Annotated in this window: 20 protein-coding genes; 17 read left to right on the plus strand and 3 right to left on the minus strand. The window is 67.3% G+C overall.

The window, feature by feature from the left end; all coding sequences use genetic code 11:
- Window positions 1-42: 42 nt before the first annotated feature.
- From phnA to H8R02_RS27125, 4 genes are read left to right on the plus strand one after another with little or no spacing between them, the layout of a single operon-like run.
- Entirely contained in the window at window positions 43-1,269 is a 1,227-nt protein-coding gene (gene phnA, locus H8R02_RS27110) for a phosphonoacetate hydrolase (RefSeq protein WP_187084649.1), read from the plus strand.
- A gap of 21 nt (window positions 1,270-1,290) precedes the next feature.
- On the plus strand, window positions 1,291-2,736 hold the full coding sequence (phnY, locus tag H8R02_RS27115) for a phosphonoacetaldehyde dehydrogenase (protein WP_187084651.1): 1,446 nt from the start codon (window positions 1,291-1,293) through the stop codon (window positions 2,734-2,736).
- Window positions 2,737-2,744: 8 nt separating this feature from the next.
- Window positions 2,745-3,326, plus strand: a complete 582-nt coding sequence (locus H8R02_RS27120) for a phosphonate degradation HD-domain oxygenase (RefSeq protein WP_187084653.1) — start codon at window positions 2,745-2,747, stop codon at window positions 3,324-3,326.
- Window positions 3,327-3,330: 4 nt separating this feature from the next.
- Window positions 3,331-4,761, plus strand: coding sequence for an FAD-dependent oxidoreductase (locus tag H8R02_RS27125; protein ID WP_187084655.1), 1,431 nt, complete (start codon window positions 3,331-3,333; stop codon window positions 4,759-4,761).
- 5 nt (window positions 4,762-4,766) lie between these two features.
- Here the strand turns inward: H8R02_RS27125 and H8R02_RS27130 are convergent, their stop codons facing one another.
- On the minus strand, window positions 4,767-5,489 hold the full coding sequence (locus H8R02_RS27130; protein WP_255429591.1) for a phosphonate utilization associated transcriptional regulator: 723 nt from the start codon (window positions 5,487-5,489) through the stop codon (window positions 4,767-4,769).
- A gap of 123 nt (window positions 5,490-5,612) precedes the next feature.
- On the opposite strand from H8R02_RS27130, the gene H8R02_RS27135 reads away from it, so the two are divergent.
- The 11 genes from H8R02_RS27135 (at window position 5,613) to H8R02_RS27185 (ending at window position 18,353) form a co-directional block, all read left to right on the plus strand.
- The gene (locus H8R02_RS27135; protein WP_187084656.1) at window positions 5,613-6,641 is read left to right on the plus strand and encodes a putative 2-aminoethylphosphonate ABC transporter substrate-binding protein; all 1,029 of its coding nucleotides are present in this window, start codon (window positions 5,613-5,615) and stop codon (window positions 6,639-6,641) included.
- Window positions 6,638-7,687: a putative 2-aminoethylphosphonate ABC transporter ATP-binding protein gene (locus tag H8R02_RS27140; protein WP_187084658.1), complete on the plus strand. Its 1,050-nt coding sequence runs from the start codon at window positions 6,638-6,640 to the stop codon at window positions 7,685-7,687. Before H8R02_RS27135 ends, H8R02_RS27140 begins: the two co-directional genes overlap by 4 nt.
- A 2-nt stretch (window positions 7,688-7,689) precedes the next feature.
- On the plus strand, window positions 7,690-9,405 hold the full coding sequence (locus tag H8R02_RS27145; RefSeq protein ID WP_187084660.1) for a putative 2-aminoethylphosphonate ABC transporter permease subunit: 1,716 nt from the start codon (window positions 7,690-7,692) through the stop codon (window positions 9,403-9,405).
- A gap of 10 nt (window positions 9,406-9,415) precedes the next feature.
- Window positions 9,416-10,534, plus strand: coding sequence for a 2-aminoethylphosphonate--pyruvate transaminase (locus H8R02_RS27150; protein ID WP_187084662.1), 1,119 nt, complete (start codon window positions 9,416-9,418; stop codon window positions 10,532-10,534).
- 15 nt (window positions 10,535-10,549) lie between these two features.
- Entirely contained in the window at window positions 10,550-11,911 is a 1,362-nt protein-coding gene (locus tag H8R02_RS27155; protein WP_187084663.1) for a glutamine synthetase family protein, read from the plus strand.
- Window positions 11,912-11,922: 11 nt separating this feature from the next.
- A complete protein-coding gene (locus H8R02_RS27160) occupies window positions 11,923-13,212 on the plus strand; it encodes a M20/M25/M40 family metallo-hydrolase (RefSeq protein WP_255429592.1) in 1,290 nt (429 codons plus the stop codon).
- The gene (locus H8R02_RS27165; protein WP_187084668.1) at window positions 13,209-14,342 is read left to right on the plus strand and encodes an iron-containing alcohol dehydrogenase; all 1,134 of its coding nucleotides are present in this window, start codon (window positions 13,209-13,211) and stop codon (window positions 14,340-14,342) included. The genes H8R02_RS27160 and H8R02_RS27165 overlap by 4 nt, the downstream gene beginning before the upstream one ends.
- Window positions 14,343-14,351: 9 nt before the next feature.
- Window positions 14,352-15,122 (plus strand): gamma-glutamyl-gamma-aminobutyrate hydrolase family protein, encoded by a 771-nt coding sequence (locus H8R02_RS27170; protein ID WP_187084670.1) that lies wholly within the window; start codon window positions 14,352-14,354, stop codon window positions 15,120-15,122.
- Window positions 15,119-16,492, plus strand: coding sequence for an aldehyde dehydrogenase family protein (locus tag H8R02_RS27175; protein WP_187084672.1), 1,374 nt, complete (start codon window positions 15,119-15,121; stop codon window positions 16,490-16,492). Before H8R02_RS27170 ends, H8R02_RS27175 begins: the two co-directional genes overlap by 4 nt.
- Window positions 16,489-17,148 carry an HAD family hydrolase gene (locus tag H8R02_RS27180; protein ID WP_187084673.1) on the plus strand — a complete coding sequence of 220 codons (660 nt, stop codon included), beginning with the start codon at window positions 16,489-16,491 and terminating at the stop codon, window positions 17,146-17,148. The genes H8R02_RS27175 and H8R02_RS27180 overlap by 4 nt, the downstream gene beginning before the upstream one ends.
- A gap of 104 nt (window positions 17,149-17,252) precedes the next feature.
- Complete coding sequence (locus H8R02_RS27185; protein WP_354004984.1) at window positions 17,253-18,353, plus strand: ATP-binding protein; 1,101 nt, start codon at window positions 17,253-17,255, stop codon at window positions 18,351-18,353.
- Here the strand turns inward: H8R02_RS27185 and H8R02_RS27190 are convergent, their stop codons facing one another.
- The gene (locus H8R02_RS27190) at window positions 18,354-19,037 is read right to left on the minus strand and encodes an NUDIX hydrolase (RefSeq protein ID WP_354004983.1); all 684 of its coding nucleotides are present in this window, start codon (window positions 19,035-19,037) and stop codon (window positions 18,354-18,356) included.
- Window positions 19,038-19,135: 98 nt separating this feature from the next.
- Window positions 19,136-19,693 (minus strand): hypothetical protein, encoded by a 558-nt coding sequence (locus H8R02_RS27195; RefSeq protein ID WP_187084677.1) that lies wholly within the window; start codon window positions 19,691-19,693, stop codon window positions 19,136-19,138.
- A gap of 148 nt (window positions 19,694-19,841) precedes the next feature.
- Between H8R02_RS27195 and H8R02_RS27200 the strand changes: the two genes are divergently transcribed.
- The gene (locus tag H8R02_RS27200) at window positions 19,842-23,042 is read left to right on the plus strand and encodes an efflux RND transporter permease subunit (protein ID WP_187084784.1); all 3,201 of its coding nucleotides are present in this window, start codon (window positions 19,842-19,844) and stop codon (window positions 23,040-23,042) included.
- Window positions 23,032-24,198: an efflux RND transporter periplasmic adaptor subunit gene (locus H8R02_RS27205; RefSeq protein WP_187084679.1), complete on the plus strand. Its 1,167-nt coding sequence runs from the start codon at window positions 23,032-23,034 to the stop codon at window positions 24,196-24,198. The genes H8R02_RS27200 and H8R02_RS27205 overlap by 11 nt, the downstream gene beginning before the upstream one ends.
- Window positions 24,199-24,231 lie beyond the last annotated feature (33 nt).

Consider the following 24,231-nt stretch of genomic DNA (forward strand, 5'->3'; position numbering starts at 1 on the left):
AATTGTTGACAATTTGCAAAATCGCGGTTTTAATCCAGCCTCATGAAACCCACCATCACCGTCAACGAGCGCAGCTATACGTGGCGCGACCAACCCGTCGTCGTGGTCTGCGTCGACGGCTGCCAATACGAATACATCACGGCCGCCGTGGCCGCGGGCGTGGCGCCCTTCCTCGGCAAGCTGGTGGGGGGCGGCGGCACCGCGTACCTTGCCGACTGCGTGATCCCCAGCTTCACCAACCCCAACAACCTGTCCATCGTCACCGGCGTGCCGCCCTCGGTGCACGGCATCTGCGGCAACTACTTCTTCGACCGCGAGCGCGGGGAGGAAGTGATGATGAACGACCCCCGCTACCTGCGCGCGGGCACCATCCTCGCGGCGTTCTCGAATGCGGGCGCGCGCGTCGCGGTGGTCACGGCCAAGGACAAGCTGCGCAAGCTGCTGGGGCACGAGATGCAGGGCATCTGCTTCTCCGCCGAGAAGGCCGACCAGGCGACGCTGGCCGAGAACGGCATCGACAACCTGCTGGACTTCGTCGGCATGCCCCTGCCCTCGGTGTACAGCGCGGAGCTGTCGGAGTTCGTGTTCGTGGCGGGTGTCAAATTGATGCAGCGCGAACGGCCCGACTTGATGTACCTTTCCACCACCGACTACATCCAGCACAAGGCGGCGCCGGGGACGAAGGTGGCCAACGACTTCTACGCGATGATGGACCGCAACCTGGCGGCGCTCGACGCCCTGGGCGCCACGATCGTGCTCACGGCCGACCATGGCATGAACGCCAAGCACGGCGCCGACGGCCAACCCAATGTCATCTACCTGCAGGACCAGCTCGACGCTTGGCTGGGCGAGGACGCCGCGCGCGTGATCCTGCCCATCACCGACCCGTATGTCGTGCACCACGGCGCGCTCGGTTCGTTCGCGGTGGTCTACCTGCCGCCGGACGTGAATGCCGAAGCGGTGCGCGAGCGCATCGCAGCCCTGCCCGGCGTGGAGATGGCGCTGTCGCGCCTCGCGGCATGCGACCACTTCGAGCTGCCCTTCGACCGCGTCGGCGACCTCGTCATCGTGTCGCGGCAGGACACGGTGATCGGCACGAGCGCCGAACGCCACGACCTGAGCGCGCTCGACGTGCCGCTGCGCTCGCACGGTGGTGTGTCGGAGCAGCGCGTGCCGCTGGTCATCAACCGTGCAGTGCCTGCGCAGCCGGCCGACCGCCGCTGGCGCAATTTCGACGCATTCGAACTCGGCCTCAACCTCGCCTGCTGAAGAACCGGAGACCCACCGCCCATGTCCGCCCTGCTTGCCGAACAACCCGTGTTGCATGAGTCGCTGCGCATCGCCGGCGAGAAAGTCAGCCGCGACCGCGTCATCGAAGTGCGCCACCCGTACACGGGCGAGCTCGTCGCCACCGTGCCCAAGGCCACGCTCGCCGACGTGCAGCGCGCGCTGAAGATCGCCCGCGAGTACCGCGCCAAGCTCACGCGCCACGAGCGCTATCGCATCCTGATGAAGGCGGGCGAGATCGTCGCCGCGCGCCGCGACCAGATCGCACGGCTGATCACGCTGGAAAGCGGCCTGTGCCTGAAGGACACGCAGTACGAAGTGGGCCGTGCGAGCGACGTGCTGCTCTTCGCGGCCAACCAGTCGCTCGTCGATGACGGGCAGGTGTTCTCGTGCGACCTCACGGCGCACGGCAAGAGCCGCAAGGTGTACACGCTCAAGGAGCCGCTGCTGGGCGCGATCACGGCGATCACACCTTTCAATCACCCATTGAACCAGGTGATCCACAAGGTGGCGCCCGCCGTGGCCACGAACAACCGCGTGGTGCTCAAGCCGAGCGAGAAGACGCCGCTCGCCGCCTACGCGCTGGCCGACATCCTGTACGAGGCGGGGCTGCCCCCGGAAATGCTGAGCGTGGTGACCGGCGACCCGCGCGAGATCGCGGACGAGATGCTCACCAGCGACGCGGTGGACCTCGTGACGTTCACCGGCGGCGTCGCCATCGGCAAGTACATCGCGGCCAAGGCGGCGTACAAGCGCCAGGTGCTGGAGCTGGGCGGCAACGACCCGATCATCGTGATGGAGGACGCCGACATCGACGAAGCGGCGACGCTGGCGGCAGCCGGGTCGTACAAGAACTCGGGGCAGCGCTGCACGGCCGTCAAGCGCATGCTGGTGCACGAGGCGGTGGCGGACAGGTTCGTGGAACTGCTCGTCGAGAAGACGAAAGCCGTGAAGTACGGCGACCCGCTCGATCCGAAGACCGACATGGGCACGGTGATCGACGAGCCCGCAGCCAAGCTGTTCGAATCGCGCGTGAACGAAGCCATTGCCCAAGGCGCGAAGCTGCTCGCCGGCAACGTGCGCCGCGGCGCGCTCTACTCGCCCACCGTGCTGGACAACGTGCGGCCGGAGATGACGGTGGTGCGCGAGGAAACCTTCGGCCCCGTCTCGCCCGTGATCCGCTTCAAGGATTTCGAGGACGCGATGCGCATCGCCAATGGCACCGCTTTTGGGCTCTCGAGCGCCATCTGCACCAACCGCCTGGACTACATCACGCGCGCCGTGCAGGAGCTCAACGTCGGCACGGTCAACGTGCGCGAGGTGCCCGGCTACCGGCTGGAGATGACGCCTTTCGGCGGCATCAAGGACTCCGGCCTGGGCTACAAGGAAGGTGTGCTCGAGGCGATGAAGAGCTTCTGCAACACCAAGACGTATTCGCTGCCGTGGTGAAGCCGGTCATGAGCATCGAACGCATCGAGGCCCTCTTTCGTGAATTGGGAGACCGCGCCTACAGCGGCGAGCCCGTGACGCAGCTGGAGCACGCGCTGCAAAGCGCTGCCCTGGCGCAAGCAGCAGGCGCGGACGACGCGCTCGTCGCCGCGGCGCTGCTGCACGACATCGGCCACCTCGTCAACGACCAGGGCGAGAGCCCCACCGAGCGCGGCATCGACGACCAGCATCAGTTCCATGGGGCGCACTTCCTCAAGCCGCTGTTCGGGCGGGCGGTGAGCGAGCCGGTGCGGCTGCATGTGGCCGCGAAGCGGTATCTCTGCGCCACGCGGCCCGGGTACCAGGCCGCGCTGTCGGCCGATTCGCAACGCAGCCTCGTGCTGCAGGGCGGTGCGTTCACGGCGCAGGAGGTCGAAGCCTTCGGGCAGAACCCCCATGCGGAAGCGGCGGTATCGCTGCGCTTGTGGGACGACGAAGCGAAGGTGGCCGGCTTGAAGACACCTGCATTGGCGGACTACCTGCCGCTGCTGGCGCGCTGCGCGCAGCGGGCTGCGCAAGAGAAGCAGTCCTCGACGGTTGCTGCGAAGTAAGCCGATGCCGCGCCCTTACTGGATCGCGCAGGCGCTGGCCTGCGAAGACGCCGCCGCCGCGCCCGCGCTCGAAGGCGACACGCGCGCGCAACTGTGCATCGTCGGTGGCGGCTTCACCGGCTTGTGGACCGCCATCCTCGCCAAGAAGGCGAAGCCGGAGCTCGACATCGTGGTGATCGAGGCCGACGTCTGCGGCGCCGGTGCGAGCGGCCGCAACGGCGGATGCGCGCTCACCTGGTCGACCAAGTTCTTCACCTTGCAGCGGCTGTATGGCGATGCGGAGGCGGTGCGGCTGGTGCGCGCTTCCGAGCAGGCCGTGCTGGACATCGAGGCCTTCTGCGAGGCGCACGGCATCGAGTGCGAGTGGCGGCGGCATGGCACGCTGTTCACCGCGAGTGCGCCTGCGCAGGTGGGGGCGTCGGATGCCGTCGTGGCTGCGTTGCGCGAGCGCGATGCGTCCAGCTGGACGAAGCTGCCGGTGGAGGAGGTGCAGCGGCGCGGCGGGTCGAAGTTGCACCTCGAAGGCTGGTTCTCGCCGATGGCTGCGACGGTGCAGCCGGGCAAGCTGGTGCGCGGGTTGCGGCGGGTGGCGTTGCAGCTCGGCGTCAGGCTGCACGAGAACACGAGGATGGTGGCGCTCGACGATGGATTGCGGGTCGAGCCCGCAATGACAGCCGGAGCCGCCGGGACAGCCGTGGTGCGGACGCCGCGTGGAAGCGTCACCGCCGACACGGTGGTCATCGCCATCAACGCCTGGATGGCCGGCACGTTCCGCGAGTTCGAGCGCAGCATCGCGATCGTCTCCAGCGACATGGTCATCACCGAGCCGGCTGCCGCGCAGTTGCAGGCAAGTGGCCTCGACGGCGGCATCTCGGTGCTCGACTCGCGCATCTTCGTGCACTACTACCGCAGCGCCGCCGACGGCCGGCTGATGTTCGGCAAGGGCGGCAACACGTTCGCGTACGGCGGGCGGATGCTGCCGGTGTTCGACCAGCCGTCGCCGTATCGCGACGACCTCGCGGCACGCGTGAAGCGCTTCATCCCGGAGCTCTCCGATGTGCCGCTCGCCGCCAGCTGGAACGGCGCGTCGGACCGCTCGGTGACGGGCCTGCCCTTCTTTGGGCGGCTGCGCAACCGGCCCAATGTGTTCTACGGCTTCGGCTACTCAGGCAACGGCGTGGCGCCCAGCCGCATGGGCGGCGAGATCCTCTCGTCGCTCGCGCTCGGCATCGACAACGAGTGGACGCGCAGCCCGCTCGTGCGCGGGCCGCTCGGGAAGTTTCCGCCGGAGCCGATCCGCTTCATCGGGTCGATCGTGGTGAGGGATGCCATACGCCGCAAGGAGTCGGCAGAGGACAACGGGCAAGCGCCCTCCTTCATCGACACGCGCCTCGCGAAGTTCGCCGCGGCGGCCGGCAAAGCCGACAAAGGTTGATCAGCTCAACGAGCTTTCGCCGCCTTTGCCGCCGGCGCAGGCGCAGCCTGCCGCTGCATATGGTTCTGGATGGTCCGCTCCTTGCTTTCCATCACGTGGTCGAACATGGCACGCCCCGCAGCTTCCGCATCACCCGACGCGATCGCCTTCACGATCGCACGATGCTCGCCCGCGGAGATCGGCATCAGCCACCCATCGGCAAGATTGAGCCGCCGGAACAGCGACAGCTCCTTGATCAACTTGCGGTAGATGGTGGTGAGCTTGCTGTTGCCCGCCATCTCCACCAGCCTGTCATGAAACCGCAAATTCAGCAGGTGATAGTTGCGCGCATCCTCGGCCTTCACGGCCTTTTCCATGGAATCCACCAGCTCGCGGATCTCCTTCAGCTGCGCCGGCTTGATGTTCTCGGCCAGGCGCCGGCCGACGAGTTCGTCCATCGCGGCGCGCAGGTCGAAGATCTCCACCGCCTCCTCGATCGGGATGTCGCGCACGAACACGCCGCGGTTCTTCTCGTTGCGCAGCAGCCCCGCTTCCTCCAGCATGCGGCACGCCTCCCGCACCGGGCCGCGCGACACGCCCATCTTCTCGGCGAGCGTCTGCTCGATCAGCTTGCTGCCCGGCGGGTACTCGCCCGCGAGGATGGCGCGCTCGATCTCCTGCTGCACCACGGTCGTGAGCGAGCTGCTCTGCAGCAGTGCGATGGTCGGGTGCATGGAGGCGGCGGTCATACGACGATTGGATCACATTCCGGCTTTGTCAACAATCTGCAACTAACAATTGACATGTTTTTTCGCTGGACGTTAAATCGTCCAGCTCTCTTTTCCCACTCGCCAACCCAAGGAAAAAAGCCCATGCGCTCGCTGTCCCTCGCCTTTGCCGCCGCCGCGCTGCTCGCCGCCGCCCCCGCCTTCGCGCAGAAGACCCAGCTGCTCGTCTACACCGCGCTGGAGACCGACCAGTTGAAGGCCTACCAGGAGGGCTTCAACAAGGTCAACCCGGACATCGACATCAAGTGGGTGCGCGACTCCACCGGTGTCATCACCGCGAAGCTGCTAGCCGAAAAGGCGAACCCGCAGGCCGACGTGGTGTGGGGCGTCGCGGCATCCAGCCTCGCGCTGCTGGACCAGAACGGCATGCTGCAGGGGTACGCGCCGCTGAACCTCGACGCGATCATGAGCCAGTACCGCGACAAGAAGAAGCCGCCCGCGTGGTGGGGCATGGACGTGTTCGGCGCGGTGGTCTGCTTCAACACCGTGGAGGCGCAGAAGCGCAACATCCCGAAGCCCGAGACGTGGAAGGACCTGCTCAAGCCCGTCTACAAGGGCCAGGTGGTGATGCCCAACCCGGCGTCGTCCGGCACCGGCTACTTCGACGTGGTGGCGTGGCTGCAGATGTGGGGCGACGACAAGGGCAAGGGCGGCGGCTGGAAGTACATGGACGGCCTGCACGAGAACATCGCGCAGTACACGCACTCGGGCAGCAAGCCCTGCAACATGGCGGCCGCCGGCGAATACGTGGTCGGCATCTCGTTCGAATACCGCGGCCACAGCAACAAGGCCAAGGGCGCGCCGATCGACCTCGTGTTCCCCAAGGAAGGCCTGGGCTGGGACCTCGAAGCGTTCGCCATCATGAAGACCACGAAGAAGCTGGACGCGGCGAAGAAGCTTGCCGACTGGGCGTCGAGCAAGGACGCGATGCTGCTGTACGGCAAGAACTTCGCGCTGACGGCGCAGCCGGGCGTGGCGCCGAAGCTGGCCAACATCCCGCCGGACTACGAGCAGCGGCTGATCAAGATGAACTTCGACTTTGCCGCCGCCGAGCGTGACCGTATCCTCACGGAGTGGAACAACCGCTACAACGCGAAGTCCGAAAAACGGTGACGGAAACCTTTCTTGAACTCCGGCACGTTCGCAAGCAGTTCGGTGGGTTCACCGCCCTTGCGGACATCGAGCTCACCATCCAGAAGGGCGAGTTCGTCTGCTTCCTCGGCCCCTCGGGCTGCGGCAAGACCACCTTGCTGCGCATCATCGCGGGGCTGGAGGAGCAGACGGGCGGCGAGGTGTGGCAGGCCGGCCGCGACATCTCGCGGCTGCCGCCCGCGCAGCGCGACTACGGCATCGTCTTCCAGAGCTACGCGCTCTTCCCCAACCTCACCATCGCGGACAACGTCTCCTACGGGCTGGTGAACCGCCGCACGCCCAAGGCCCAGGTGGCGCAGCGCGTGGCGGAACTGCTCAAGCTGGTGGGGCTGCCCGGCTGCGAGGCCAAGTACCCCGCGCAGATGTCCGGCGGGCAGCAGCAGCGCATCGCGCTGGCGCGCGCGCTCGCGACGTCGCCCGGCCTGCTGCTGCTGGACGAGCCGCTTTCGGCCCTCGATGCGCTAGAGCGCGTGCGCCTGCGGCAGGAGATCAGGGCGCTGCAGCAGAAGGTGGGCGTGACGACGATCATGGTCACGCACGACCAGGAAGAGGCACTGTCGGTGGCCGACCGCATCGTGGTCATGAACCACGGCAAGATCGAGCAGGTGGGCACGCCGCTGGAGGTGTACCGCGAGCCTACGTCTCCCTTCGTGGCGGACTTCGTCGGCAAGGTGAATGTGCTGCCCGCGCGCGTGGCCAATGGCGAGCTGCGCTTCGGCACTTTGGCCATTCCGTACAAGGCGAACGACGGCGAGGCGCGCGTTTACCTGCGGCCCGAAGACGTGCTCGCGCGGCCGATTGCCGACGGTGACGAGCACGTGTTCGACGCCAACATCGAGAAGATCGAGTTCCTCGGCTCGTATTGCCACGTGCACGTGTGTTCCCCGGCCATCGAGCCGAGCCGGTTGACGGTGTACCTGTCGCTCAACTACCTGTCCGAGCAGTCGCTTTCCGTGGGGTCGTCGCTGAAGCTTCGCCTGATGCCGGAACGGCTGAAGGTGTTCTGATGATGGAGGAGCGATTGGAGGCGCCACGCTCCGTGGGTTGGGCCCCTCCTGCCTCCACGTGGCACGAGTACCTGCCCCACGCGGCGTTGTTCGTGATCGCGGCGGTGCTGGTCGCGTTCCTCGCCTTCCCGCTCGGCGCCATCCTCGTGCAGTCGCTCGAAGGCAAGCAGGCCGAGTTCGTCGGGCTGGCCAACTTCATCGAGTATGCGCAGACGCCCGCGCTGCTGCAAAGCGCGTGGAACAGCTTCTGGGTGTCCGCGCTCGTCACGATCATTGCGGTGCCGCTGGCGTTCGGCTTCGCGTATGCGCTCACGCGCTCGTGGATGCCCTTCAAGCCACTCTTCCGCGGCATCACCCTGATCCCGCTGCTCGCGCCGTCGCTGCTGTCGGCCATCTCCCTGATCTACTGGTTCGGCAACCAGGGGCTGCTCAAGTCGTGGATGCAGGCGGTGGGCATCAACGAGATTTACGGCGCGCCGGGCATCGTGGTGGCCGAGTGCTTCGCCGTATTCCCGCACGCATTGATGATCCTCGTGACGGCGCTGTCGCTCGCCGACGCGCGCCTGTACGAAGCTGCGGACGCGATGGGCACTTCCGCCGCGCGCAAGTTCTTCACGATCACGCTGCCCGGTGCGAAGTACGGCCTGATCTCCGCGGCGCTCGTCACCTTCACGCTCGTCGTCACCGACTTCGGCATCCCCAAGGTGATCGGCGGCAGCTTCAACGTGCTGGCCACGGACGTGTTCAAGCTCGTGATCGGCCAGCAGGACTTCGCCAAGGGCGCGGTCGTCGCGCTGCTGCTGCTCGTGCCGGCCGTGGTCACTTTCGGCGTCGACAACTACGTCAGCCGCCGCCAGACCGCGATGCTCACCGCGCGTGCGGTGCCGTACTCGCCCAAGCGCTCGCCCAAGTACGACGCAGCGATGACGGCATATTGCTCGGTCATCGCCTTCCTGGTGCTGGCGATGCTGGGCATGGCGATCTTCGCGTCGTTCGCGAGCTTCTGGCCGTACAAGCTCACGCCGAGCCTGCGGCACTACGTCATGGGCTTGGTCGACGCCGAAGTCGGCGAAGCCTTCGTCAACAGCCTGAAGATGGCCGCGGGCACTGCGGTGTTCGGCACGGCGCTGGTGTTCTGCGGTGCGTACCTGCTGGAGAAGTCGAAAGCCGGCGGTCCGCTGCGCACGCTCGTCAAGCTGCTCGCGATGCTCCCCATGGCCGTGCCGGGGCTGGTGCTGGGCCTGGGCTACATCTTCTTCTTCAATGCGCCCGCGAACCCTCTCAACACGCTGTACCACACGCTCGCGCTGCTGACCCTTTGCACCATCGTGCACTTCTACACGACGGGTCATCTCACCGCCGTCACGGCGCTCAAGGCGCTGGACCACGAGTTCGAAGCGGTGAGCGCATCGCTTAAGGTGCCGTTCTACAAGACGTTCTGGCGCGTGACGGTGCCGATCTGCTCGCCCGCCCTCGTCGACATCGCCCGCTACTTCTTCGTGAACGCGATGACGACGATCTCGGCGGTGGTGTTCCTTTACTCGCCGGAAACCAAGGTGGCGTCCATCGCCATCCTGAACCTGGACGAAGCCGGCGAGATCGGCGCGGCCGCTGCCATGGCGGTGCTGATCGCCGCTGCGTCGAGCGTGGCCACATTGCTGTTCATGGCGCTGGCATGGTGGATCAACCGCCGCACGCAGGCCTGGCGAGTGCGTTGAGGAGAAAAGTATGGACCGCGACCACATCCTGCTGACCCCAGGCCCTTTGACCACCACGCTGCGCACCAAGCTTGCGATGCTGCGCGACTGGGGCTCGTGGGACGCCGACTTCAACGCCGTCACCGCGCGCGTGCGCGCCAGCTTGCTGAAGATCATCCACGCCGAGTCGAGCCACGTCGTCGTGCCCCTGCAAGGCAGCGGCACTTTCAGCGTCGAAGCCGCCGTGGCAACCGTGGTGCCGCGCGACGGCCACGTCCTCGTGCTGGACAACGGCGCGTATTGCAAGCGCGCCGCGAAACTCACGTCGATGATGGGCCGCAAGTGCACGGTCCTCGCATTCGACGACGCCGAGCAGGTATCGCCCCCCGCCCTCGCCGCCAAGCTGAAGGAAGACACCAGCATCACCCACGTGCTGATGATCCACTGCGAAACCGGCGCCGGCGTGCTCAACCCGCTGCCGCTGGTGGCCGAGGTGTGCGCGAGCCACGGCAAGGGCCTGATCGTCGACGCGATGAGCTCCTTCGGCGCACTGCCCATCGACGCACGCGAAACGCGCTTCGACGCGCTCATCGCGGCCAGCGGCAAGTGCCTTGAAGGCGTGCCCGGCATGGGCTTCGTCTTCCTGCGCAAGGCCATCCTCGACAAGTGCGCCGGCCAGAGCCAGTCGCTCGCCATGGACCTGCACGACCAGTACGTGTACATGGAGAAGACGGGCCAGTGGCGCTTCACGCCGCCGACGCACGTGGTGGTGGCGCTCGCCGAGGCCATCGCGCAGTTCGAGGCCGAAGGCGGCCAGCCCGCGCGCCTGGCCCGCTACACCGACAACTACCGCACGCTCATCGACGGCATGGGCCGGCTGGGCTTCATGCCCTTCCTCGACCCTGCGGTGCAGGCACCGATCATCGTCACTTTCCACGCGCCCGGCGACCCGCGCTACGAGTTCAAGGCCTTCTATGCCGCGGCCAAGGCGCACGGGTTCATCCTGTACCCCGGCAAGCTCACACAGGTGGAGACTTTCCGGGTAGGCTGCATCGGGGCGATCGGCCGCAACGAGATGGAGCAGGCGGTGCATGCTGTCGAGCTGGCACTGCAGGACCTCGGCATCGAGTCGGGCACGCCGCATATCTAAGGAGGCATCCCACCCATGGCGAACGAGAAGAAACACCCGGCACTCGCCGCGCTCGAGAAGAACGGCGCGGCCAAGGTCAAGGTGGCGGTCAGCGACATCGACGGCATCCTGCGCGGCAAGTACCTGCACATCGACAAGTTCAAGGGCGCCGCCGACTCCGGCTTCGGCTTCTGCGACGTGGTGTTCGGCTGGGACGCCCACGACGTCTGCTACGACAACACCACGGTCACCGGCTGGCACCACGGCTTCCCGGATGCGCTCGCGCGAGTGGACCTGGACACCGCGCGCAAGGTGCCGTGGGACAACAACGTCGACTTCTTCCTCGGCGACTTCGTCAATGCCGACGGCACGCCCTCGCCCATCTGCCCGCGGCAGACGCTCAGGCGAGTGCTGGCGCGCGCGGACAAGCTGGGCTTCCAGCCCATGTGCGGCTTCGAGTTCGAATGGTTCAACTTCCGCGAGACGCCGCAGAGCTGGGCCGAGAAGAAGGGCGTGAACCCGCAGACCATCACGCCCGGCATGTTCGGCTACTCGCTGCTGCGCATGGCGGACAACCGCGAGTTCTTCAACGCGCTGATGGACGACATGCTCGCGTTCAACGTGCCGATCGAGGGCCTGCATACCGAGACCGGCCCCGGCGTGTACGAAGTCGCCATCGCGTTCTGCAGCGCGCTGGAAAACGCCGACCGCGCCATCCTCTTCAAGACCGGCGCCAAGGAGATCGGCAAGCGTTACGGCATCATGCCCAGCTTCATGGCGAAGTGGAGCCAGCAGTACCCCGGCTGCAGTGGGCACATCCACCAGAGCCTGTCGGACGGCAGCGGCAACAAGTTCTTCGACGCCAAGGGGCGCGGCAGCATGAGCCCGCTCTTCGAGAGCTATCTCGCCGGGCAGGTGGCCTTCCTCATGGAGTTCGCGCCGATGTTCTGGCCCACCATCAACAGCTACAAGCGGCTGGTGGACGGCTTCTGGGCGCCGGTCAAACCCACGTGGGGTTTCGACAACCGCACCGCGAGCTTCCGCGTGATCGCCGGCTCGCCAAAGTCGACGCGCCTCGAAACGCGCTGCCCCGGCGCCGACGTGAACCCGTACCTCGGCATGGCCGCGGTCATCGCGGCCGGCATGGCGGGCGTGGAGAAGGGCCTGAAGCTCACCGCGCCGCCGATCACCGGTACCAACCAGGGCGCGGAGAACATCCCTCGTGCGCCGCGCTCGCTCATCGAAACCACGCGCATCTTCAGCAAGAGTGAGGTCGCGCGCGACTGGCTGGGCGACACGTTCGTCGAGCACTTCGCCGCCACACGCGACTGGGAATGGCGGCAGTGGCAGGACGCCGTGACCGACTGGGAAATGAAGCGCTACTTCGAGATCATCTGACGGAGGAGAGTTTGAGACGGATCGCCCTGTTCGCGGCACTCGCGACCATCGCTCTCGCGGCGCATGCCCAGCTGAACGAGACGGAGCAGCGGATCGTCGCGGCGGTGAAGTCGCGCATGCCGCAGGCGGTGGAGCTGCTGGAGCGGTCGGTGCGGATCAACAGCGGCTCGCTCAATCCCGACGGCGTACGCGAGGTGGGCAAGGTGTTCCGGGCCGAATTCGACGCGCTGGGTTTCAAGACGCGCTGGGTCGACATGCCGCCCGAAATGCAACGCGGCGGCCACCTCGTCGCGGAACGCGAGGGCACACGCGGCAAGCGGCTGCTGCTGCTCGGCCACATGGACACGGTGTTCGAGAAGGACAGTTCGGTCGCGCTGTGGGAACGCCGCGGCGACCGCGTGCGCGGCCAGGGCGTGGGCGACATGAAGGGCGGCAACGTCGTGATGATCGAAGCGCTGCGTGCCCTGCAGGCGGTGGGCGTGCTCGACGGCGCACGCATCGCGGTGATGCTGACCGGCGACGAGGAGCGTGTGGGGCGACCCATCGAGCGCTCGCGGGCCCCGATGGTGGAACTGGCCAAACGCAGTGATGCCGCGCTGTCTTTCGAAGGCGGGCCGCCGCTCGGGCACGTGCAGGGCGCGAGCATCAGCCGGCGCTCCAACGGCGGCTGGACGCTCACGGTCAGGGCCCGGCCGGGGCACTCGTCGCGCGTGTTCACGCCGGCGCTGGGCTACGGCGCCGTCTACGAGGGTGCCCGCATCCTCAACGCCTTCCGCGAGCAGCTGGTCGAACCGAACCTGACCTTCAACGTGGGCGTGATGCTGGCGGGCACCAACGTGAGCTACGACGACGCGACGGCGACCGGCACGGCGTTCGGCAAGGGCAACGTCATCCCGCGCGACCTGACGGTGCGCGGCGACATGCGCTACCTGACACCCGAGCAGGGCGAGCGCGCCCGGCAGCGCATGCGCGCGATCGTGGCGGCCAACCTGCCCGGCACCACGGCGACCATCACCTTCTCCGAAACCTACCCGCCGATGCCGCCCACCGAGGCCGGCATGGAACTGCTGCGCCAGTACTCCAGGGCCAGCGAAGACCTGGGCCTCGGCGGTTTCGTCGCCGGTGACCCGGCGTCGCGTGGCGCGGGCGACATCCAGTTCGTCGCGCCCTACATCCCCGGCATCGACAGCCTCGGCGTTGCCGGCAACGGCGCGCATACCGACGACGAGGACATGGAGATCGCCTCCATCGAACGTGCCGCCGTGCGCGCGGCCCTATTCATCTACAGGTTGACGCGATGAGCCTCTCGAACTTCGCTTTCCCCACCCCCATCAGTTTCGGCCCCGGCGCGCGCCGCGAGGCCGCTGGGCATTTGCGCGACCAGGGCCTGCGCCGGCCGCTGATCGTCACCGACCGCGCGCTCGTGACGATGCCGATCCTCGCCGAGTTCCGCACGCACCTCAAAGGGCTGGACGTTCAGGTCTACGGCGGCGTGTTCGGCAACCCGACCGCCAGCCAGGTGATGGAAGGCGCGGTGGTGTACCAGCAGCACGGCGCGGATTGCGTGATCGGGTTCGGCGGCGGCGCGGCGCTGGACGTCGCGAAGGTGGTGGGCCTCGCTGCGACCCATGCCGGCGACATCCTCGAGTACGCGTGGGACCACCCGAAGGTGCGCGCGATCACCAAGGACCTGCCCTACTTCATCGCGCTGCCCACGACCTCGGGCACCGGTTCGGAAGTGGGCCGCTCCTCGGTGATCAGCGAGGACGACACGCACCTCAAGCGCGTGATCTTCAGCCCGCGCATCCTGGCGAAGAAGGTATTCGCCGACCCCGAGCTCACGCTGGGCCTGCCGCCCAACGTGACGGCCGCGACCGGCATGGACGCGCTGACGCACAACATCGAGAGCTACCTCTCGCCGGCCTACCACCCGCTGTGCGACGGCATCGCGCTGGAAGGCACGCGCATCGCCGCGCGCTCGCTGGCCACGGCGGTGAAGGACGGCTCGAACATCAACGCTCGCAGCGACATGATGATGTCATCGATGATGGGCGCGATTGCTTTCCAGAAGGACCTGGGCGCCGTGCACTCCTGCGCGCATGCGCTGGGCGCGGTGTGCGACTTGCACCATGGGCTGGCGAATGCGCTGATGATCGACACCGTGCTTGCGTGGAACTACGAGGCCGTGCCGGAGAAGTTCGAGGAGCTCGCGCACGTGTGCAAGGTAGCCGGCGGCGGCAAGGCCTTCGTGCCGTGGCTCAAGGCGCTGAAGGAAAGCGTCGGCATCCGCGGCCCGCTGTCCGCGCATGGGGTGAAGCCGGCACAGCTGCCGCGGCTGGTGGAGATCGCCACGCAGGACATCTGCCACCAGACCAATCCGCGGCCGTGCACCGCGGCCGACTTCCAGCGGTTGTTCGAAGCCGCCCTGTAGTTGATCGCCATGTCACGGTTGAAGATCGGCATCAGCGCGTGCTTCATGCACCCGGACCCGAAGCGCGTGGCCGCACCGAAAAAGACACTGCTGTTCATCGAGCGCTCCACCGCGCATTGGGTGATGTCCGAAGGCGCGCTGGCTTTCATGATCCCCTCGCCTTCGGGTGAGACTGCGCGCGGCGACGTCACGCTGGACGACTACGCCCGCGAGCTGGACGGCTTGGTCATGCACGGCGGCGCCGACGTCTCGCCCACGAGCTATGGCGAGCAGCCGCTGCACCCCGACTGGGCCGGCGACAAGGTGCGCGACGAGTACGAGATGGCGCTGGTGCGCGCGTTCAGCGACGCCGGCAAGCCCGTGTTCGGGATTTGCCGCGGCCTGCAGCTGATCAACGTGGCGCACGGCGGCACGCTGTACCAGGACCTCGCCACGCAGACGGGCACGCCGCTCGTGCACCGCGACCGCGACGTGTACGACCTCAACTTCCACGAGGTCGACATCGTGCCCGGCACGCGGCTCGAGACGCTGCTGGGCGAGCGGCGCCACCGCATCAACAGCATCCACCACCAGGCCATCAAGGACCTGGCCGAAGGCTTTGTCGTCGAGGCGACGTCGCCGGACGACGGCATCATCGAAGCCATCCGCCACGAAGGCGACCGCTGGATCGCCGGCGTGCAGTGGCACCCCGAATTCCACAATGCCGAGCTCGGCGTGGTGGACGACACCCCGCTGCTGCGGGACTTCCTGGACGCCGCGAGCGCGGCCCGCAAGAAATGAAAACTCTGGACGTGTTCAACCCCGCGAACGGGGAGAAGATCGCTTCGCTGCCCGCCGACGATGCTTCGTCGGTTGCGGCGAAGGCGCAGGCCGCGCGCGCTGCACAGCCTGCATGGGCTGCGAAGCCCCTGGCCGAGCGCATGGGCTGCGTCGAGCGGTTCCGCGCGGGCGTGGTGCGCGACCTGGAGAAGCTCGCCGTGACGATGACACGCGAGACGGGCAAGCCGATCAAGATGTCGCGCAACGAGCTCAACGGGCTGCTGCCGCGCATCGACTTCTTCCTGAAGGAAACGCAGGAGGCCGTCGACGCCGAGAAGGTCTACGACGAAGGCGGCATGCGCGAGGAGATCCGGCACGAGCCCTTGGGCCTCGTGGCGAACATCTCCGCGTGGAACTACCCCTGGTTCGTCGGCTGCAACGTGATCCTGCCCGCGCTGTTGACGGGCAATGCGGTGCTGTACAAGCCGTCCGAGTACGCAGCGATGACCGGAATGGAGATCGCGCGCCTGCTGCACGAGGCCGGCGTGCCGAAGGACGTGATGGCTTGCCTCATCGGAGCAGGCGACGTGGGCACCGCGCTGCTCCAGCAGCAGGTGGACGGTGTGTTCTTCACCGGTTCCGTCGCCACCGGCAAGCGCATCGCGGACGCAGTCGGCAACCGGCTGGTCAAGCTGCAGCTGGAGCTGGGCGGCAAGGACCCCACCTACGTCTGCGAGGACGTGGACGTCAAAGCCGCCGCGGAGTCGCTCGCCGATGGCGCCATGTACAACACCGGCCAGAGCTGCTGCTCCGTGGAGCGCATCTACGTGCACGAGAAGGTGCACGACGTCTTCGTCGACCACTTCGTGCAGACGGTGAAGTCGTACCGCATGGGCGACCCGTCGAGCGAGGACACGTACATCGGCGCGATCACGCGCGCCCCGCAGCTGGAGGTGCTGGAGCGGCAGGTGAACGACTCGCAATCGCGCGGCGCCAAGCTGCTCGCAGGCGGCAAGCGCGGCAGCGGCCCCGGCAACTGGTTCGAGGCCACCGTGCTCTCGAACGTGGACCACTCGATGGAGCTGATGCGCGAAGAGAGCTTCGGCCCCGTCATCGGCATCCAGAAGGTTTCCGGTGACGACGAGGCCGTGAAGCTGATGAACGACACGCACTACGGCCTCACGGCTGGCGTGTACACGCGCGACGAGCAGCGTGCGCGGCGCCTGCTCGCGCAGGTGCGAGCAGGCAGCGTCTACTGGAACTGCTGCGACCGCGTGAGCCCGCGCTTGCCGTGGAGCGGCGTGGGCGATTCCGGCGTGGGCCTCACGCTCTCGCGCTACGGCATCCAGACCTTCACGCGGCCGAAGGCGTGGCACCTGCGCTCGCCATGAAGCTCACCCTCTTCGACCTGGACAACACCCTGCTCGCGGGCGACACCGACGTGCTGTGGTGCGACTACCTGATGGACCGCGGCATCCTCGACCGCGCGCAGTTCTCCGCGCGCAACGAGGCGATGGATGAGGGTTACCGCGCGGGTACCGTGCCCGTCGCTGACTTCGCCAATTTCTATGCCGAGACGCTTGCGGGCCGCACGCGCGCGCACTGGGAACCCGTGCGTCAAGCCTTTCTCGTGAACGTGATCCTGCCGCGCATCCCCGACGGTGCCCGCGAGCTCGTGCGGCGGCACCTGCGCGACGGCGACCTAGTCGTGCTCACCACGGCCACCAACCGCTATCTCACCGAGCTCACCGCGCAGGCGCTGGAGGTGCAGCACCTCATCGCCACCGAGCTGGAGGAAGCCGCCGGCACTTTCACCGGCCGCACCACCGGCACCCTCAACATGCGCGAAGGCAAGGTGACGCGGCTGCACGAGTGGCTGGCCGGCAGGGGCATCCGCTTCGACGAGTGCGACAGCACCGCCTACAGCGACTCGATCAACGACCTGCCGCTGCTCGCAGCCGCGCGGCAGCCGGTGGTGGTGAACCCTGATGCAAAGCTGGCAAAGGTGGCGGTGGAGCGGCGCTGGCCGGTGCTACGGCTGCACTGAAAAGCGCCTACAATTACAGATCGAAAGTTCAATTTTCGATTTGTAAGGTGATTCCTCGACAGGCAGAACCATCCCTCTTGCGCCTTGCACGCGGCTTCCCGGTCGTGGCCCTGACCGGGCCGCGCCAGTCGGGCAAGACAACACTTGCGCGGTCGGCGTTCCCCGGCAAGCCGTACGTTTCGCTGGAGAACCCCGTGGAGCGGGAATTCGCGCTGCGAGACATGCGCGGGTTCCTGGCGCGCTTCCCGCAGGGCGCCATCCTCGACGAGGTGCAACGCCATCCGGAGATCTTCTCGTGGCTGCAGGGCGTTGTCGACGAGAACCGGCGCATGGGGGAGTTCGTGCTCACCGGATCGCACCAGTTCGACCTGATGGCGGGCATCACCCAGACGCTTGCGGGACGTGTCGGGCGGATCGAGCTGCTCCCGCTTGCCGCCTCCGAGCTGGGCCCGGCCGGCCTTCTGGCCTCGTCGGTCGAGGAAGCGATGTGGCGTGGCGCATTCCCGGCCCTCTACGACCGTGACATCGGCCCTGCCGACTGGTTCGCCAATTACGTCGCCACCTATGTCGAACGTGACGTGCGCCAGTTGGTCGCCGTGCGTGACCTCGCTCAGTTCCAGAAGTTCGTGCGCATGTGCGCCGCCCGCAGCGGGCAGTTGCTGAACCTCGCATCCTTGGGCGCCGACTGCGGCATCACGGCGGTAACGGCCCGGCACTGGCTCTCGGTGCTGGAGGCAAGCTACCTGGTTGTCCTGCTGCGCCCGTACCACCGCAACTTCGGCAAGCGGCTGGTCAAGACACCAAAGCTGTATTTCACTGACAGCGGGCTCGCGGCTTGGTTGCTCGGCGTCGACAGCCCGGGGGCGCTGGTCACGCACCCTGCGCGTGGTGCATTGTTCGAGACCTGGGTTGTCGCCGAATTGCTGAAGCACACCTGGAACCAAGGTCGCCCGACCGACATCTTCTTCTGGCGGGACAACGTGGGCCACGAGGTCGATGTGCTTTTCGACACGCCCGCAGGCCTGCAGGCGATCGAGATCAAGTCCGGTACGACGTTCGCGGCCGACTGGCCGGCGGCGGCGCGCAAGTGGGCATCGTTTGCCGGTGAAGAAGTACTGCCGCCCGCCATCGTCTATGGGGGCGAAGGGCGGTTCGACCGCGAGGGTTGCCGTGTCCTCGGCTGGCGCGAACTCGCCGGCCAGTGACTACGGCTGCACCAGCATCAACGACGCATCGATCGTGAACTCCAGCCGCTCCAGCCGCTCGCGCACCTCGGCGGGGGACATGCGCCGGAACTGGGCCACTTCGCCGTCCATGTTGGACGGCTCCACGCCTTCGGGCAGCACGCAGCGGTAGAAGACGAGCTTCTCGTCGACATAGCCGTGCGGCACGTTGGCGCTCGGGCGGCGCGTGACGACTTCACCGCCGGGCACGAGCGACTCCAGCTGAGAGAGCTTGAGGCCCGCCTCTTCCCACGTCTCACGCTCCAGCGTGTCCTGCACCGACTCCGACGCGCCCACCATGCCGCCCATGAGCGTGTCCCACAGGCCGGGGTCGTCGGGCTTGTCGTAGGAGCGCTGCTGCACCCAGTGGTCGCCATCGGCGCTGAAGCCAAGGAGATGGACGGCTTGGGTGGCGATGCCGAGCAGGCGGACCGCGCCGCGTTCGACCGTGGCTAGCAACGTGCCCGATGCGTCCCGCACGGCAAGCTGTTCGTTGCGCCACGCGCGGATGTAGCCGTGGTCGCGCAGAGCCTCAGCGATGGCTGCAAGCGACGCGCCAAGTTCGCCCTCGATCTCGAAAGCGCCGCCGCGCTCGACGACCTGCGAAAGCTTCAGCACCTGCAGCACCGGCGGCTCGGCCGAGCCGATGGCGGCACCCCGCCACACAAGCGGCACCCGCGGCCGCAACGGGGCGCGCTGCGCCCGCTCTTCAAGCTGCTGCAACCAGTGGAGACCGGGCGCGAGGGGATGCACTCGCGCCGGCTTCAATCGCCTTGCGCCAGCACGGTTTCGCGCAGCGCCTGCGCCTTGTCCTCGTCGAAGGCGCCTTCGACGCGAGCCAGCACGTTGCCCGCACGGTCCAGCACGAGAACCGAGGCGTGCTCGGCGCCCGACAGGCCGACAGCGCGGATGAAGGCGTCACGGTCGGTGAACACAGGCACCAGCCGGGTGCGGTCTGCCGTGGAAGCGTGTCGCGCCATGTAGCGCTGCTCGATCTCGGTGCGGCGCGCGGCGTCGCCGGGGTCGCTGAGGATGGGCATCTTGAGCCATGCGATGCCGCCCTGCTGCAGGCGCAGGCCGTCGATCCAGCTTTGCACCTCGGCGCGCTGCTCCTTGCTGAAGACGACGAGGGCGAGGGTGCGGCTCGCGGGCAGCTGCTGCGGCAACTGCACCTGCTGCTGGTCCAGCCGCTTCGCCGCGAGCGGCGGCACCTTGCCGATGCCCTCCGCATGGCGCGGCATGGCGAATGCGAAACCGACCGCGACCGCGGCAACCGCGAACCAGCCGGCGACGGGAGCCCACATCGTCATCTTCTTTTTCATGGCAACCTCCGCAATGCACGAAGTGTTCCACCAAAGCGTTCAGCTTGCGCGTCGCTTTTGTAAAGCCCTGTTTACCTGCGTGGCAACCTAAGTGTTCAGTAGAAACCAAGTTCAGCATCAGCAGGCGCGCAGGTAGCATGCACACATGCTGATCGGCACCGTGCGCACTGCCCTGCGCCGGCCCTACACCTTCGTCGTCCTCGCCATCCTGCTGGTCATCATCGGCCCGCTCGCTGCGCTGCGCATGCCGACGGACATCTTCCCGGAGATCCGCATCCCCGTCATCGCGGTGGCCTGGCAGTACACGGGCCTGCCACCGGAGCAGATGGCCGGGCGCATCGCAACCGGTTTCCAACGCGGGCTGACGACGACCGTCAACGACATCGAGCACATCGAGGCAACGTCGTATCCGGGCGTCAGCATCGTGAAGGTTTTCTTCCAGCCGGGCGTGAACGTGGCGGTGGCGAACGCGCAGGTGACGGCCATCGCGCAGGTGGCCGTGCGGCAGATGCCCGCAGGCACCACGCCGCCGCTCATCCTGAACTACAACGCGGCGACAGTGCCCATCCTGCAGCTGGCGCTCGCGGGCAAGGGCCTGTCGGAGCAGGCGCTGTTCGACCTGGGCGTCACCTCCGTGCGCACGCCTCTGGTGACGGTGAAGGGCGCGGCCATCCCCTTCCCCTACGGCGGCAAGCAGCGCATCGTGCAGATCGACCTGGACAACGCCGCGATGCAGGCGCGCGGCCTGTCCGGACAGGACGTGGCGCAGGCCCTCGCCGCGCAGAACCTGCTGCTGCCCATCGGCAACCAGAAGATCGGCAGCCTGGAGTACGTGCTGCAGCTCAACAGTGCGCCCTCGGCGATCGCGGAGCTGGGCAACCTGCCGGTGAAGGTGGTCAACGGCACCACCATCTACATCCGCGACGTGGCCAACGTGCACGACGGCAACTCGCCGCAGACCAGCATCGTGCACGTGGACGGCGGGCGCTCGGTGGTGATGTCGGTGCTGAAGATCGGCGCGGCGAGCACGCTGGACATCGTGGCGGGCGTACGGGCGAAGCTGGAGCAGATCAAGTCCGCGCTGCCGGAGGCGCTGACGGTGGCGCCGATCAATGACCAGTCGATCTTCGTGCGGGCGGCCGTCACAGGCGTGGCATTGGAAGGCCTGCTGGCCGCGGCGCTCACCAGCCTGATGATCCTGCTGTTCCTCGGCAGCTGGCGCTCCACGGTGATCATCGCGGTATCCATCCCGCTGTCGGTGCTGGGCTCGATCATCGCGCTGGCTGCGATGGGCGAGACGCTCAACATCATGACGCTGGGCGGCCTCGCGCTCGCCGTGGGCATATTGGTGGACGACGCCACCGTGACCATCGAGAACATCAACTGGCACCTCGAGCACGGCAAGGACGTGGAGACGGCCATCATGGACGGCGCGGCGCAGATCGTCACGCCGGCCTTCGTGTCGCTGCTGTGCATCTGCATCGTGTTCGTGCCGATGTTCTTTTTGCCGGGGGTGGCGGGGTTCCTCTTCGTGCCGATGGCCGAGGCGGTGATGTTCGCGATGGTGTGCTCGTTCATCCTCTCGCGCACGCTGGTGCCCACGATGGCCAAGTACTTGCTGCACCCGCATGCGCCGCACACGGGTGAAGGCGCGGAGCCGGTGGCGTCGCGCAACCCGCTGGTGCGCTTCCAGCGGCGATTCGAGGAGCGCTTCGAGCGCCTGCGCGAAGGCTACAAGGGCGTGCTTCGCGCGGCGCTAGACGCGCGCTGGCGCTTCGTGGCCGGTTTCATGGCGGTGGTCGTGCTCTCCTTCGCGCTCGTGCCGATGCTGGGCCGCAATTTCTTCCCTGCAGTGGACAGCGGCCAGATCCTCATGCATGCGCGCGTGCCGGTGGGCACGCGCGTGGAGGAGACGGCGGTGCGCTTCGCGCGCATCGAGCGGGCCATCCGCCGCGTGATCCCGAGCGAGGAGATCGCGACGCTGGTGGACGTGATCGGCCTGCCGCCCAGCAGCATCAACCTCACCTACAACAACACGGGCGTGATCGGCACGGCCGACGGCGACGTGCAGATCGCGCTGCGCAAGGGCCACAAGCCCACCGCGGACTACGTGCGCCAGCTGCGCGAGGTGCTGCCGCGCGAGTTCCCGGACACGGTGTTCTCCTTCCCGCCCGCGGACATCGTGAGCCAGATCCTGAACTTCGGCGCGCCCGCGCCCATCGACCTGCAGATCCGCGGCGGCAACCTCGAAGCGAACTACGCGTATGCCAACAAGATGCTCAAGGCGATCCGCGCCGTGCCGGGCGTGGCCGATGCGCGCATCCAGCAGTCCAACAAGGCACCGGTATTTGCGGTGGACGTGGACCGCTCGCGCGCGCAGGACCTGGGGTTGACCACGCGCGACGTCACCAACAGCCTGGTCGTGAGTTTGGCCGGCAGCAGCCAGGTGGCGCCCACCTACTGGCTCAACCCGGACAACGGCATCTCTTATTCGATCGTGATGCAGACGCCGCAGTACGAGCTGAATTCGCTGGCGGCGCTGGGCAACCTGCCCGTCACCAGCGCGGGCGGTGGCAGCACGCAGGTGCTGGGCGGGCTGGCGACCTTCACGCGGTCCAGCGGCAACGCGGTGGTGAGCCAGTACGACATCCAGACCATGGTGCAGATCAATGCGACAACGCAGGACCGCGACCTCGGCGCCGTGGCGGAGGACATCCGCAAGGTAATCGCCGACAACACGGCCGACGTGCCCAAGGGCTCGAGCGTGGTGCTGCTCGGGCAGGTGCGGACGATGGAGACGGCGTTCTCCGGGCTGCTGTATGGGCTGCTCGGTGCCATCGTGCTGATCTACTTGCTGATCGTGGTGAACTTCCAGAGCTGGCGCGACCCGTTCGTGATCATCACCGCCCTGCCCGCTGCGCTGGCCGGCATCGTGTGGATGCTGTTCGCCACCGGCACGACGCTGTCGGTGCCCGCGCTCACCGGCGCGATCATGTGCATGGGCGTGGCCACGGCGAACAGCGTGCTCGTGATCAGCTTTGCGCGCGAGCGGCTGGACCACACGGGCGATGCGTTCGCGGCGGCGCTGGAAGCGGGTTTCGTGCGCTTCCGCCCCGTGCTGATGACGGCGCTGGCGATGATCATCGGCATGCTGCCGATGGCGCTGGGCTTGGGCGAAGGCGGCGAGCAGAATGCGCCGCTGGGCCGCGCGGTGATCGGTGGGCTGTTCTTCGCGACGGTGGCGACGCTCGTGTTCGTGCCCGTCGTGTTCAGCCTCGTGCATGCGAACGACCGCCGGCGTGAAGCGGCTGGCGCGGTGACCACCGGAGAAGTACCCCATGGCGCCTGAAACCGTGAACCGGCCGTCTCGGCGCACCCTGTGGGTGGCTGGGGGTGTGCTGCTTGTTGCTGCGGCGGTTGTGGTGGTTGTGGGTGTTGCGGCGCGGCGCTCGCAGGCTGCGAAGTTGAACGAGCGTGCGGCGGCGCAGGTGACGCGCACGGTCGTGGTTATCTCGCCGGCTTCTGCGGGTGAGACAGCGGCCATCGAGCTGCCGGCGCGCATCGAGGCGTGGGCGCGTGCGCCGCTCTACGCGCGCGTGAGTGGGTATCTCAAGAGCTGGAAGGCGGACATCGGCACGGCGGTGAAGGCGGGGCAGCTGCTCGCCGAGATCGAGACGCCTGAGCTGGACCAGCAGTTGCTGCAGGCGCAGGCGGAGCTCGCGACTGCACGCGCGAATGCGGAGCTATCGGCGAACACCGCGAAGCGCTGGCAGGACTTGCTGGCGAGCGGGATGGTGGCGCGGCAGGCGGTGGATGAGAAGCTGGGGGACCTGACTGCGAAGCAATCGGCGGTGCGGGCGGCGAGTGCGAACGTCGAGCGCAACCTGGCGTTGAAGCGGTTCACGCGCATCGTGGCGCCGTTCGATGGGGTGGTGACGGCGCGCAACACCGATGTGGGTGCGCTGATCAATGTGGGCGGGGCGCCGGGGACGGAGCTGTTCGTGGTGTCCGACACGCGCAAGCTGCGTGTCTATGTGAACGTGCCGCAGAACCTGGTGGCGCAGCTGAAGCCCGGGGCGCGGGCCGAGCTGACGGTGCCGGAGCGTGCGGACAAGCAATACGCGGCGACTGTGGCCTCGATGTCGAATGCGATCACGGCGTCGTCCGGCAGCATGCTGGTGCAGCTGACCGTGGAGAACCCGGCGGGGGAGTTGCTGCCGGGGAGTTTTGCGAATGTGAGCTTTGCGTTGCCGCGCGCGGCGGGCACGCTGAGCATTCCGCCGAGTGCGCTGATTTTCAACAAGGCGGGGTTGCGGGTGGCGACTGTGGGGGCGGACAACAAGGTGGTGTTGAAGCCGGTGACGGTGCTGCGCGACCTGGGGACGACGATCGAGATTGCGTCGGGGTTGCAGGCGACGGATCGGGTGATCGAGAGTCCGCCGGATGGGGTGGAGACGGGGGATGTGGTGAGTGTGGCGGTGAGCAGTAACGTCAAGAAGCAGTAGAGCTTTTGGCTTGTACGGTGCTAGACTGGCACC

The sequence above is a fragment of the Ramlibacter albus genome, from assembly GCF_014297445.1.
GTDB lineage: Bacteria > Pseudomonadota > Gammaproteobacteria > Burkholderiales > Burkholderiaceae_C > Ramlibacter > Ramlibacter albus.

Excerpts from the sequence above, each read along its gene's own strand:
- H8R02_RS27135 (WP_187084656.1), top strand. The coding sequence starts at position 5,613 with ATGCGCTCGCTGTCCCTCGCCTTTGCCGCCGCCGCGCTGCTCGCCGCC.
- H8R02_RS27205 (WP_187084679.1), top strand. The coding sequence starts at position 23,032 with ATGGCGCCTGAAACCGTGAACCGGCCGTCTCGGCGCACCCTGTGGGTG.
- H8R02_RS27145 (WP_187084660.1), top strand. The coding sequence starts at position 7,690 with ATGGAGGAGCGATTGGAGGCGCCACGCTCCGTGGGTTGGGCCCCTCCT.
- phnY (WP_187084651.1), top strand. The coding sequence starts at position 1,291 with ATGTCCGCCCTGCTTGCCGAACAACCCGTGTTGCATGAGTCGCTGCGC.
- H8R02_RS27180 (WP_187084673.1), top strand. The coding sequence starts at position 16,489 with ATGAAGCTCACCCTCTTCGACCTGGACAACACCCTGCTCGCGGGCGAC.
- H8R02_RS27120 (WP_187084653.1), top strand. The coding sequence starts at position 2,745 with ATGAGCATCGAACGCATCGAGGCCCTCTTTCGTGAATTGGGAGACCGC.
- H8R02_RS27150 (WP_187084662.1), top strand. The coding sequence starts at position 9,416 with ATGGACCGCGACCACATCCTGCTGACCCCAGGCCCTTTGACCACCACG.
- H8R02_RS27195 (WP_187084677.1), bottom strand. The coding sequence starts at position 19,693 with ATGAAAAAGAAGATGACGATGTGGGCTCCCGTCGCCGGCTGGTTCGCG.
- H8R02_RS27175 (WP_187084672.1), top strand. The coding sequence starts at position 15,119 with ATGAAAACTCTGGACGTGTTCAACCCCGCGAACGGGGAGAAGATCGCT.
- H8R02_RS27125 (WP_187084655.1), top strand. The coding sequence starts at position 3,331 with ATGCCGCGCCCTTACTGGATCGCGCAGGCGCTGGCCTGCGAAGACGCC.
- H8R02_RS27130 (WP_255429591.1), bottom strand. The coding sequence starts at position 5,489 with ATGACCGCCGCCTCCATGCACCCGACCATCGCACTGCTGCAGAGCAGC.
- H8R02_RS27155 (WP_187084663.1), top strand. The coding sequence starts at position 10,550 with ATGGCGAACGAGAAGAAACACCCGGCACTCGCCGCGCTCGAGAAGAAC.
- phnA (WP_187084649.1), top strand. The coding sequence starts at position 43 with ATGAAACCCACCATCACCGTCAACGAGCGCAGCTATACGTGGCGCGAC.
- H8R02_RS27165 (WP_187084668.1), top strand. The coding sequence starts at position 13,209 with ATGAGCCTCTCGAACTTCGCTTTCCCCACCCCCATCAGTTTCGGCCCC.
- H8R02_RS27170 (WP_187084670.1), top strand. The coding sequence starts at position 14,352 with ATGTCACGGTTGAAGATCGGCATCAGCGCGTGCTTCATGCACCCGGAC.